Origin of the sequence: Bacteroides sp. 1_1_14 (genome assembly GCF_000162515.1) — a bacterium.
GTDB lineage: Bacteria > Bacteroidota > Bacteroidia > Bacteroidales > Bacteroidaceae > Bacteroides > Bacteroides thetaiotaomicron.
Window position 1 is genome coordinate 53,616 of the sequence record NZ_GG774706.1, and the last position, 12,322, is coordinate 65,937.

The following is a 12,322-nucleotide window of genomic DNA, read 5'->3' on the forward strand; positions in this document are numbered from 1 at the left end:
AGCTTTCTGAGATTCTAACTTTTCCTTCTGGCTCATTAACATGATATTTTGTTCCTCTTCCATTCCTTTTGAAACTAAGAACCCCTCATTACAAAGCTTCTTCAGCATCTTTGTAATGTCCGAACGATGTTGGGGGACAATATATTGCAGTTGGCTGTTACTAATTTCGTTTTCGCTATAACAAGTCACTAAAGCTGTTAGCTCATCTTGTGACAAGCTCTCAACCTTTCCATCAAATAGTTCCTTTAGTTTAATTACCGCATCATCCGGTAATAAGCTGATCATAGGTAGGGTTAATTCTACTTTGTCAGGTCGATTGAATTCTTCAACATATGGTTTCTGCCAGTTAGCTTCTCTCCAGCCTTTTATTATCTTATTTACTCCACTTCCCGCTTTCTCTGAAAAGCCGATCAGCATAAACATTTTCTGTAGCGCCTTATTGCGACATACACTATCTCCTCCTTGATAATATTGTGCTTTGCTGACAAGCATTGTTCCGGGGTTTTTGAAACGATATTTATCGACCCATTGTTCAACGACAATATTTCCTTCTTCTGAGAAGTCGCAGTGAATAAGAGCATTGATAAATGCCTCACGTACTGCGATATGGGTAGGCGTTTCGTCAATGCGTATTCCATTTTTTATTTGAAAAGGTTTTGGCAATATGGCTGTCAGTTTGGGATATACTTTACGGTAGAACTGAAAAAGGTTGGCTTCCCAAGTGCCGTCCGGACAGATACGGTCTGACCATCTGAGAGAAATATCCGTTTCCAGATGCTCTCTATAATCCGGGAAATAGTTTGGCGCACATTCCGGATCTGTGATGCTTTCTGTTTTCCCGAACATGAGAATTCCAGCCAATGTGAATCCTTCTTCTTTGGTATGTCGGTCTCTGCGGTATGCTTCCAGTTTGGTTAAGAAGTCCAGATCATCTAAGCTAAGCCATGGGTGGGATGGCTTAAGGTTAGCAAAAAGTCGCCTGTATTGAATCAGTGTCTCTTTGTCAATATCGTCCATAGAATAATTGGACAGAATTCTTGAATCGCGTGGATGGCTTTCGTCTGAATCTGCAATCATGCGTCTGACTTCTGCATCCGTACATTTATAGTCACCTTCGTGATTACGCTTAAATGTATGTCCGCCAAAAGGATTTTTGGTTCTGTAGATAGGACGTTGTGTGCGACTTGCCCGGGGGACGTAAATCAGAAGAAGCCTTTTACCTTTATAAGATCCTTCATACAAATCTTTGTCCACAAGAAGGTTTTCATTTATACAATCCGGGTTGTTTGCTTGGTTCCAAAAGTCTTTTTTGTATTGGCCGATTTGCTCTTTGGTCAGTCCTTCAATGATAAACTGTTGCTTGTGTTCTTTGACACCTAGTACGATAATTCCCCCATCTGTATTGGCGAAAGAAGAATAAGTATCCCATAAACTATTAGGAAGACCATCTTTGGCTATCTTAAACTCTAAGTCTACAGTCTCCTCCTTCTGTATCAATGAGTCTATATAGTCAATAAAATCCCATTCTTCCAGGTCGTTTAGTATGATAGGTTTCTTATGATCCATTTTTCTTTCTACTTGATTTTCTGCAAAAATACGTATTAATTCGTACCTTTGTACCCTCCTATCACATTTAAATGATTATCAGATAGTAAAATGAATATAAAAGATTTTGAAATAATGGCGCCTGTCGGTTCGCGTGAATCCCTTGCGGCGGCCATTCAGGCTGGAGCCGATTCTATCTATTTTGGTATAGAAAACCTTAACATGCGTGCCCGTTCTGCCAATACGTTTACCGTTGATGATTTGCGTGAGATAGCTCAGACGTGTGATGAACATGGAATGAAAAGCTATCTGACCGTTAATACCATTATCTATGATAAGGATATTCCTTTGATGCGTACCATTGTGGACGCGGCTAAAGCGGCAGGAATATCAGCGGTGATCGCTGCCGATGTAGCGGTAATGAACTATGCCCGTCAGATCGGTCAGGAAGTACACTTGTCTACTCAATTGAATATATCGAATGCGGAAGCCTTGAAGTTCTACGCCCAGTTTGCCGATGTCGTAGTGCTGGCCCGTGAGTTGAATCTGGAACAGGTGGCCGAGATTTATCGTCAGATTCGGGAAGAGAATATCTGCGGTCCGAGCGGAGAGCAGATTCGTATTGAAATGTTCTGTCACGGTGCCTTGTGCATGGCAGTCTCCGGTAAGTGCTATTTGTCTCTGCACGAAATGAATCACTCGGCCAATCGGGGTGCCTGTATGCAGGTATGCCGCCGTTCTTATACGGTTCGCGATAAGGAGACGGATGTGGAACTGGATATCGACAATGAATATATCATGTCACCGAAAGACTTGAAGACCATTCATTTTATGAATAAGATGATGGATGCGGGTGTGCGTGTATTCAAGATTGAGGGACGTGCCCGCGGTCCTGAGTATGTGCGTACGGTGGTGGAATGTTATAAAGAAGCGATAAAGGCCTATCTGGATGATACGTTTACAGACGAAAAGATTGCCGCTTGGGATGAACGTCTGAAGGCAGTCTTTAACCGTGGCTTTTGGGATGGCTACTATCTGGGACAACGCTTGGGCGAATGGACACGGAATTATGGTTCGGCCGCTACGGAACGTAAAATCTATGTGGGCAAAGGTATCAAATACTTCTCCAATATCGGTGTCTCTGAGTTCTTGGTAGAAGCTGCCGAAGTCAGTGTAGGTGACAAGCTGCTGATAACGGGACCTACCACCGGCGCAGTCTTTATGACACTGGACGAAGCGCGTGTCGATCTGAAGCCGGTAGAGACGGTAAAGAAAGGTCAGCGTTTCTCAATGAAATCAGAGAAGATACGTCCCAGCGACAAATTATATAAATTGGTATCTACCGAAGAATTGAAGAAATTCAAGGGACTTGATGTAGAACAGAAAAGAGGATAAACGATGAGCCAGTATATCTACGAATTGGAGATGAAGGTGCGTGATTACGAATGTGACCTTCAGGGGATTGTCAACAATGCCAATTATCAGCATTATCTGGAGCATACCCGCCACGAGTTTCTGACCTCGGTAGGTGTTAGCTTTGCGGCGTTGCATGAACAGGGAGTCGATCCGGTAGTGGCACGTATCAATATGGCTTTCAAGACTCCGTTGAAGAGTGGGGATGAGTTTGTCTCCAAACTGTATATGAAGAAAGAAGGCATCAAATACGTATTCTATCAGGATATCTTCCGCAAAAGCGATCAGAAAGTAGTAGTGAAATCCACTGTTGAGACGGTATGTGTGGTAAACGGACGTTTAAGTAACAGCGAATTGTTCGACAATGTCTTTGCTCCATACCTGAAATGACCGATAACGAACAAGAACAAATATATAGCATCGCTCTGACAATGGTGCCCGGTATCGGGCACATTGGAGCGAAACGTCTGGTAGAGGGCATGAAGAGTGCCACCGATGTGTTCCGCTTCCGGAAAGAACTGGCGCAGCGATTATCCGGAGTACATGAACGGGTGTCGGGTGCACTGGACTGTCCGTCAATTATTGCCCGTGCTGAACAGGAACTTGTATTCCTGCAAAAGAATCATATCCAGTGCCTGACTTTTCATGATGAGGCGTATCCTTCCCGCTTGCGGGAGTGTGAAGACGCTCCTGTTGTACTGTTCTATAAGGGAAATGCCGATTTGAACGCTCTCCATATCATTAATATGGTGGGCACCCGCCACGCTACTGATTACGGTACGCAACTCTGTACTACTTTCCTCCGTGACTTAAAAACTTTGTGTCCTGATGTATTAGTTGTCAGCGGCCTTGCTTACGGCATTGATATCAATGCCCACCGGAGTGCATTGGACAATGACTTGCCTACGGTCGGCGTGTTAGCTCACGGACTGGACCGTATTTACCCTTCTCTTCATCGTAAGACAGCCGTTGAAATGCTTGATAAAGGCGGATTGCTGACAGAGTTTCCTGTCGGTACAACACCGGATAAACACAATTTTATCAGTCGCAACCGTATTGTGGCCGGTATGTGTGATGCTACGATTGTGGTAGAATCGGCTGCCAAAGGCGGCTCTCTGATCACAGCCGAGCTTGCGGAAAGCTATCACCGCGACTGTTTCGCCTTCCCCGGTCGTGTGACCGACGAATATTCAAAAGGATGTAACCAACTGATCCGTGACAGTAAAGCATCCCTTCTGTTGTCTGCCGAAGACTTGGTGGAGGCGATGGGATGGACGTTGGATTCACATCCGGCAAAGGTAGAGAATGTACAACGCAGCCTGTTTCTGGAACTGACAGAAGAGGAGCAAAAGGTAGTCCATACGTTGGAAAAACAAGGAAACTTACAGATTAATACCTTAGTGGTAGAGACAGATATTCCCGTACATAAAATGAGTGCAATTCTCTTTGAACTGGAAATGAAGGGAGCCGTACGGGTATTGGCAGGAGGAGTTTATCAATTATTATAAATCTAATGACCAACCTAAAACAATTTGAAATGAAACGACATTTTGGGGCATTCATGGCAATAGTATGCCTGTTAACCGTCCAGAACACACAAGGACAACAAATGGTTCTTGCACAGAAAAAATGCAGTTTTAGAGTGTGAAAAGTATGTTTATTGTTACTTCATTCTGTTTTTTCTCCTATCTTAGTGGCATAATAAAAAACAAACAACTATGAATCAAACACGTTGTATCGTAATTTTGTCTATTCTTGCTCTTTTTGTAGCAAGCGTATCTGTTGCCGGAAATATCTCTCTACCGGATGCTTCTCAAAAGGTTTTTGAAGGAAAACCATGTATTAACTCTCCCCGGGCGATTGGCAATTATCCTGCCAGTCCTTTCCTCTTTTATATTCCTACTACCGGTCAGCGGCCGATGGAATGGAGTGCGGAGAAACTTCCGAAAGGATTGAAACTGGATTCGAAAACAGGGATTATCACAGGATCAGTAGCTTCTAAAGGTGAATATACCGTCACTCTTAAAGCTAAGAACGCATTGGGGACCAGTACGGAAAAGCTCGTGATCCGCATTGGTGATGACCTGTTGCTGACTCCTCCCATGGGTTGGAACAGTTGGAATACTTTCGGGCGACATCTCACCGAGGAGTTGGTTTTGCAAACTGCGGATGCGCTGGTAGCCAACGGAATGCGGGATTTAGGCTATTCCTATATTAATATCGACGACTTCTGGCAGTTGCCCGAACGGGGAGCTGACGGACATTTGCAGATCAATAAAGATAAGTTCCCGCGTGGAATAAAGTATGTGGCAGATTATCTGCACGAACGTGGCTTCAAACTCGGAATTTATTCGGATGCAGCCGATAAGACTTGTGGTGGTGTATGCGGCAGTTACGGCTACGAAGAAGTGGATGCGAAAGATTTCGCTTCGTGGGGTGTCGATTTGTTGAAGTATGATTATTGCAATGCTCCTGTCGACCGGGTGGAGGCTATGGAGCGCTATGCAAAGATGGGAAAGGCGTTGCGTGCTACGGGACGTTCCATCGTGTTCTCCATTTGTGAGTGGGGACAGCGCGAACCTTGGAAATGGGCAAAACAGGTAGGCGGACATTTGTGGCGCGTTTCGGGAGATATAGGCGATGTCTGGAACCGGGAAGCCAACAAGTTGGGCGGGCTTCGTGGTATCCTGAATATTCTTGAAATCAATGCTCCTTTGAGTGAATATGGCGGTCCTTCCGGTTGGAATGATCCGGATATGCTGGTAGTTGGTATCGGTGGTAAGAGTATGAGTATCGGATATGAATCGGAAGGTTGCACCCACGAACAGTATAAGTCTCATTTTGCATTATGGTGTATGATGGCTTCTCCATTACTTTGCGGAAATGACGTGCGAAGTATGAATGACAGTACATTGCAGGTTCTGTTGGATAGGGACCTGATTGCTATCAACCAGGATGTGTTGGGCAAGCAGGCGGAGCGCAGCATCCGTGCAGATCATTATGATATTTGGGTAAAGCCGTTGGCTGACGGTCGCAAAGCGGTAGCTTGTTTTAACCGGGCGGATACTCCACGTACTATAGAATTAAATTCAAAAACGGTGGAAGACCTGTCTTTGGAGCAGGTGTATAGTCTTGACAGCCGTTCTATGGAAAATGCTGCGAATAACATAATGGTGGACTTGGCGCCTTACCAATGCAAGGTTTATATCTGTGGAAAGCCGAAAAAATAGTCAATGACAGTACTGGAATGACAGTAATAAATCTCTGAGGTAAAATAAAGAAAGGTTGGGGCATAAAAAAAGGAGCAACGCCTTGCTCCAACCTTTGTTAACCTTAAATCTAATACTATGAAAAAAATCACATGACAAATGTAAGTCTTCTTGCTATTCCTTCCAAATAATATTCTTGTATTTGCGTCTCTTTTGATTTCTTTCACGGATTTTCACTGTTATCGCACACAATGGGTCTGAATTGAGGAATCTCAGCCTTTTTATTAACTAACAAGTTTGTTACTAACAAAGTTGTTAGTAACAAACTTGTTAGTCATTGACGATGCAATCCTTGCTTATGTGCCAGTACTCCAGTTCTTTAATTTGTTATTAACGCTCGAAGGTCTTGAGGACTTGACAAAGGCTTTTTTATGTTGTATATTTGTTCCCATAATAACAACAATAAAATTCAAATCAAAACTTAGAAACGAATGAGAGGAATCTTATCTTTTGCTGCACTGGCTGCGATGTACTTCCCCGGATGTACAACGAGTAAAAATGCGGTGCATTGTCTCAGCCGATGGATTAAAGGTTGTAACCCGTTGGTCAAAGAACTTATACCGACAGGTTACTTGCCGTACAATCATCGGTTTTTGACATCAAAACAGTATAAGATTATAACAAAACATCTAGGAGATCCTTATGAGGATTAGGGCATAAGTAGCCCGGCAATGAGCAAAAGGCTGCAAACTTTTACGGAGTTTGCAGCCTTTTTTGTTGCATAAATTCAAGAAAAAGAGATTTGAAAGGCGTATCAGCGTTTTTAATAAACTTGGGTACCGTTTCTAATAAACGATGAAAGAATTTATTAGAAACTCAAATACGGTTTTAGTATACAGTGTCTATGTTTTTCATTGTGGGTAAATCGGGAGAAGGCAGTATCGTATTCATTGGATTAGTATATTGGTAAATTTGCATGACTATTTTTACCTTTCTCTCATAGACCGTTTTGTATGACAAAGTATCATGTTGCTTTTTCGTTGGTTATACTATAATGCAGCTAATTTGTACGTAATTCTATTTGAGCAAACAGAATAATTCGTTTATTCGCATATGATAAATACCGAAATGAGTATTATTGCTCTATTATATATATGTATATTCGGTTTTCTAAAATTATAAAGCTATGAGAAAGCACACTTTTCTATTTATTATCTTTTTGTATGTTGGCATCTGCATACAGGTTAAGGCAACAGATCAAAGAGGGGAATATCTCGTCATAGGTAAAGATACATTGGAAATGCTTACTTGACCATTGGGAGATAGTGAGACTCTGAGTAAGCAGGTAAAGAATTGTATTTCGAAGCGCTCCTTCTCTACTGATTGCGGGCGGGGGTATGTCGGTATATGGAGACTGGAAACCGACAGACTCTATTGGGAGAAACAGCAATGAACGCACTTTCGAAAAAAAAATATTCATCTGTATAGTCGATTGAAAATAAGCGAATTACTTTAGGATATTTACTGCTTTAAAGCCATTGAAAGGAGACACAAGGGGGACTAAAGGGGACTGGACGGTTTGCGCCCTGTTATATCTTTGCAGAGTCATTCAGACAAAACGGAATGGCAAACAGATAACCTTTATTTTTTTAACCATTTAAACTTTAACAATTATGGCTTTAGAGTATGTAGTAACAAAAAGAGTGTTCGGTTTTGACAAGGACAAAAACGAAAAGTATGTAGCAAAGTCGGTTCGTTCCGGCAGAGTAAGTTTTTCCAAGATGTGTGGCAAGGTGAGCCGTCTTTGTGGAGTTCACCGCAAGGTAGTGGATCTGGTCGTCAGCGGTCTTGTCGATATGATGGCGGAGGACATTGACGACGGAAAGAGCGTTCAGATGGGTGAGTTCGGCATCTTCAGCCCTACCATTCGCGCTAAGAGTGCGGATGACGAGAAGGAAGTATCATCTAAGTCAATCGTCCAAAGAAAGATCCTTTTCTATCCTGGAAAAATATTCAAGACCACGTTGGATGATATGAGTATTACCCGTCGTGCGGAGTTGGATACGGACTATACGGACGGAAGTAGTAACAATGGCAGCGGTAGCGTAAAACCTAATCCCGGTGGAGACGGAGGAAAGGGTGATGAAGAAGCGCCGGACCCGACTGTATAAATCTTCTGTACTTTCTTTTTAGGTAGCAGACAGCGTGGGAAAGGCTTATTGAAAAGTTGCAAATGCACAGATAATCGGTTATACTCGATTTTCTGTGCATTTTTTCTTTATATAATGCCTTGGTGTATTTATTGTTTCCTCCTTATTTGCTTCTAAACTTGCAAATTCGTTCCAATCGTTTCACAGAACCTTCCATGTCCTGTTTTTTGTTCTGCTAGTATGATTTAGTTTATATTATAACTTCTATATTTGTTCACAGAAACGAACAATTATGAAAAACGGAATCTATACATGCGTTATTCTCATGGCATTTCTTGCTTTATCAGAAAGTGTGTATGCAGTGGTTCCGGTTTTCACGGTTGCGAGTGACACTATCAGGCGGGTGGTGATATATTTCGATCAGGAAGAAACAGATGTTGATTCCTGTTATAAAACTAATAATCAAGAAATTAATGTTTTAGATTCTTTGCTTGAGGAAAGAATAAATTCAAGATATATCACTGCGCTCAATGTGGTCACTTTTGTATCGCCTGACGGAGATTCGGTTTACAATGCCGCATTATCTGTCCGAAGAAACAATTCGATGAGAGAGTTCTTAAGGCAACGTTATCCGTATGTTGATGTCGAAAAGATTAAACTTACTTCTGAAGGAGAAGACTGGTCTGAACTTCGTAAGTTGGTGGCGTCGGATTCAGACTTGCCGGACCGGGAAGAAGTCTTGATGTTGATAGATTATCATCGGGATAACATCGTGAAGCGAAAAGAACTGTTGCAGAAGTTGAATCAGGGAATGGCTTACCGATATATTGTCCGCAACGTGTTACCTAAGTTGAGACGCGCTGAGATTACGATTGTCCGCAAAGTTCCGGAAATGGAAAAGAATATTTTTGAACCGGTATCTTCTGTCTCCGGATTGTTTGTTTCAAAGCAGGAAGAGGCGCTTCCGAGCGATCAACCTGATAAGCCGGAGGGAGAAAGTAAAGAGAGTATGGCTTATGAGGTGGTAGTGTCGGAGGCAGAAGGGCCGGTTGAAAGTAAAACGGTGCTTGCAGTGAAGAATAATCTGTTGTACGACTTGGCGTTGGCGCCAAATCTGGAAGTAGAGATTCCGGTAGGCAAAAGGTGGTCTTTAAATGCTGAATACAAATGCCCGTGGTGGCTCAACAGTAAACACAATTTCTGTTATCAGCTTCTTTCGGGAGGAGTGGAAGGACGTTGCTGGTTGGGCAATCGTCAGAAGCGCAATCGGCTGACAGGCCATTTTGTTGGGCTTTATGCTGAAGGTGGAATTTACGATTTCCAGTGGAAGGGCGACGGTTACCGGGGCGATTATTACGGAGCTGCGGGAGTGACCTACGGGTATGCGCGGCAACTGGCTCGCCATCTGTCGCTCGAATTTAGCTTCGGCATCGGGTATCTGACAACAGAATATAAGAAATATACTCCTTACGAGGGGGATATCGTGTGGACAACTAGTGGACGTTATAACTTTATAGGTCCTACCAAGGCGAAAGTCTCTCTGGTATGGCTGATAAAAAGAGGGAGATAAGGACGTTATGCAAGATACAAGATACATACTTCTTGTGCTTCTGTCCTCGCTGCTGATGCTGACCGGATGTAGCCGTCGCGAACTATTGGATGATTATCCCGTAAGCGGGGTAGATATAAAGTTAGATTGGAACGGTGTTACCGATAAGTTGCCGGAAGGGGTTCGGGTGATTTTTTATCCGAAGAGTGCGGAAGGCAGAAAGATTGATACATATCTTTCAGTAAGAGGTGGAAAAGTAAAGGTGCCGCCGGGGCGTTACTCGGTAGTGGCTTACAACTACGACACTGAAACGGTACAGATCAGAGGAGAGGAAGCCTATGAGACGATTGAAGCATTTACAGGCTATTGCAATGGTCTGGGAATAGCGGGAACGGAGAAAATGGTATGGGGACCTGATCCCTTATACGTAGTGCAGATCGATGATTTACATATAGCGAACAGTGAAGAAGAGCTTCTACTGGATTGGAAACCGAAATTAGTGGTAAAGACCTATTCTTTCAAGATCAAGGTGGAAGGGCTGGAATATGTTTCTTCAATCGTTGGCAGTGTGGAAGGTATGGCGGGTTGTTACTGTTTGGGCAGATGTTGCGGGATGATGAACGATGCTCCTATCTACTTTGAAGCGCAAGGACGTTCGGGCGAAGTAACGGGTAGTTTTACAGCTTTTGGGTTACCGGAAGGGGCGATAAGCCGGGCAGGTGACAAGATAAAGCTGACACTGGCTTTTATTAAAGTAGATAAAACCGTGCAGAAAGCGGAGATTGATATAACGGAGGTGGTTACTGATGCGGAAAAAGGAGGCGGAAGTGGAAGTGGCGGAGATGATGACGGTGATGTTGTTGAGCCTCCAACAGAGATAGAGTTGCCACTTGACGATCAAGTTGAGGTTGAAAAGCCGACTACTAATCCGGATGGCGGAGGGGGTGGTATTGGTGGCGAAGTTGGTGATTGGGGAGAAGAGGAGGAAGTGCCTTTGCCCGTAATTTGAGATTAGACATAAACAAGATATAACAATATTATAAACTTAAAAAAATACGATTATGAAAAAGGTATTATTGGCGATTGCAGCAGTTGCAACAATTACAAGCTGCTCACAGAATGAAGAATTTGAGAATCTAGGACAAAAAGAGGAAATAAACTTTACTCCGGTAGTTGGAAAAGCTACGAGAGTTACCCCTCTTGTAACGGACGCTTTTGAGACTTTCACAATTTATGGCTATAATGTGGGTACAACGGATTTTAATGGTACAGGTAATCTCTCAACTGCAATATTTGGACCGGAAACATATTCAAAATCCGCAGCTACTTGGACAGGAAACACTTTCTATTGGCCTGCAAATGTGGCAGAGAAACTTTGTTTCTTTGCGTATTCTCCTGCTTCTATAAAAGAATATCAAGCTACAACAGGTTATCCTTCATTTAAATATGAGGTTAAGGCGGTTGAATCACAAGAAGATTTGGTTGTAGCTAGTAATCTGAATAAAGCAAGAGGGACTGATGTATCTTTGGCTTTTAACCATGCATTAATACAGTTGAATTTTTCGGCAGGACTGACAACTGGCTTTACTTATGCTATTACAAATATTTCAATTAGTGGAGTTAATAACTCAGGCACATTTACTTATAGTAACAGCATCGGTGACTGGACAGCTCAAGATGGCACTGCTTCTTATGCTTATGCAGGTGATTTTAATGGAACAATAACTGATAATGTATTAAAACTTTCAACAGGTAGTAATGCTTTAATGTTAATGCCACAAACAGTTCCTGCTGGTGCTGAAATCTCGATTACATATACAGCGACAGCTAATTCCACTAACCAAGTGACTTTTAATGGAACTAAGAAAGTTGCAATTGGTGGTGTTGAATGGAAGAAAGGCAGTAATATTTGTTATAAGTTGATATTACCAACAGGTGCAGAGGCTATAACTTATAGTACTGTAGTTAATCCTTGGGGTGAGGAAGATTCTCAAGATAAAACAACTCAACCATAATTTTTTTGTAAATGGTGAAAATGTGATATTTCTATGAAGGGGCTGTGTCAAAACTAAGGCACATCCCCTTCTTTTTTTAATATAAAATAGTCATTCCTCTTTTTTTGTCTATGCGACTATTTTTTCAGTAATTAGGTAATAAGGCTTAATATTCGTCGTATTTTGAGTCACACGTGGTCTGATAAAGATAAATATAGTGTGTGCACTCCTTCTCTTTCCTGCTTTTAGTAGTTTTGTACACATCTTTTTGATATTAAAAGCTATAGCAAAGAAGGCAAAGTCCATTGTAACCTTGTCTTCTCCCACATGCCGGAACCTTTTGTATGCCATGTTGTGTTTCATTTGTCCAAAAACTGCTTCCGGTTCTATACATCGCTTCCCCTATGCCTGATGCCTTCTTCCGAGAGTAACCTTTCCCGTGCCTGCCGTTTGTATTGGTTT

At 42.5% G+C, this 12,322-nt stretch carries 10 protein-coding genes and 1 pseudogene; 9 read left to right on the top strand and 2 right to left on the bottom strand.

What is annotated here, in order from left to right; translation table 11 throughout:
• Window positions 1-1,566: RNA-binding domain-containing protein (locus HMPREF9007_RS0125020; protein ID WP_008761718.1), on the bottom strand; the 1,566-nt coding region annotated here is incomplete at its 3' end.
• A gap of 90 nt (window positions 1,567-1,656) precedes the next feature.
• On the opposite strand from HMPREF9007_RS0125020, the gene HMPREF9007_RS12240 reads away from it, so the two are divergent.
• The 9 genes from HMPREF9007_RS12240 to HMPREF9007_RS12200 all read left to right on the top strand — a co-directional run bounded on the left by HMPREF9007_RS12240 (window position 1,657) and on the right by HMPREF9007_RS12200 (window position 11,881).
• Window positions 1,657-2,940, top strand: coding sequence for a peptidase U32 family protein (locus HMPREF9007_RS12240; protein ID WP_008761719.1), 1,284 nt, complete (start codon window positions 1,657-1,659; stop codon window positions 2,938-2,940).
• Window positions 2,941-2,943: 3 nt separating this feature from the next.
• A complete protein-coding gene (locus HMPREF9007_RS12235) occupies window positions 2,944-3,348 on the top strand; it encodes an acyl-CoA thioesterase (RefSeq protein WP_008761720.1) in 405 nt (134 codons plus the stop codon).
• A complete protein-coding gene (gene dprA, locus HMPREF9007_RS12230; RefSeq protein ID WP_008761721.1) occupies window positions 3,345-4,466 on the top strand; it encodes a DNA-processing protein DprA in 1,122 nt (373 codons plus the stop codon). The genes HMPREF9007_RS12235 and dprA overlap by 4 nt, the downstream gene beginning before the upstream one ends.
• Window positions 4,467-4,676: 210 nt before the next feature.
• Window positions 4,677-6,188 carry a putative Ig domain-containing protein gene (locus tag HMPREF9007_RS12225; RefSeq protein WP_008761722.1) on the top strand — a complete coding sequence of 504 codons (1,512 nt, stop codon included), beginning with the start codon at window positions 4,677-4,679 and terminating at the stop codon, window positions 6,186-6,188.
• A 470-nt stretch (window positions 6,189-6,658) separates the two neighbouring features.
• The gene (locus tag HMPREF9007_RS12220; RefSeq protein ID WP_008761724.1) at window positions 6,659-6,880 is read left to right on the top strand and encodes a DUF4248 domain-containing protein; all 222 of its coding nucleotides are present in this window, start codon (window positions 6,659-6,661) and stop codon (window positions 6,878-6,880) included.
• A 960-nt stretch (window positions 6,881-7,840) separates the two neighbouring features.
• Window positions 7,841-8,338 carry a DsbA family protein gene (locus tag HMPREF9007_RS12215; RefSeq protein ID WP_008761725.1) on the top strand — a complete coding sequence of 166 codons (498 nt, stop codon included), beginning with the start codon at window positions 7,841-7,843 and terminating at the stop codon, window positions 8,336-8,338.
• Between the two features lie 271 nt (window positions 8,339-8,609).
• Window positions 8,610-9,887 (top strand): DUF3575 domain-containing protein, encoded by a 1,278-nt coding sequence (locus HMPREF9007_RS12210; protein ID WP_008761726.1) that lies wholly within the window; start codon window positions 8,610-8,612, stop codon window positions 9,885-9,887.
• A gap of 7 nt (window positions 9,888-9,894) precedes the next feature.
• Window positions 9,895-10,875, top strand: a complete 981-nt coding sequence (locus HMPREF9007_RS12205) for a DUF5119 domain-containing protein (RefSeq protein WP_032850405.1) — start codon at window positions 9,895-9,897, stop codon at window positions 10,873-10,875.
• A 52-nt stretch (window positions 10,876-10,927) separates the two neighbouring features.
• Window positions 10,928-11,881, top strand: coding sequence for a fimbrillin family protein (locus HMPREF9007_RS12200; RefSeq protein ID WP_008761728.1), 954 nt, complete (start codon window positions 10,928-10,930; stop codon window positions 11,879-11,881).
• Window positions 11,882-11,989: 108 nt separating this feature from the next.
• On the opposite strand, the pseudogene HMPREF9007_RS26835 reads toward HMPREF9007_RS12200, so the two are convergent.
• Window positions 11,990-12,322, bottom strand: a pseudogene (locus tag HMPREF9007_RS26835) (transposase); the annotation flags it as partial.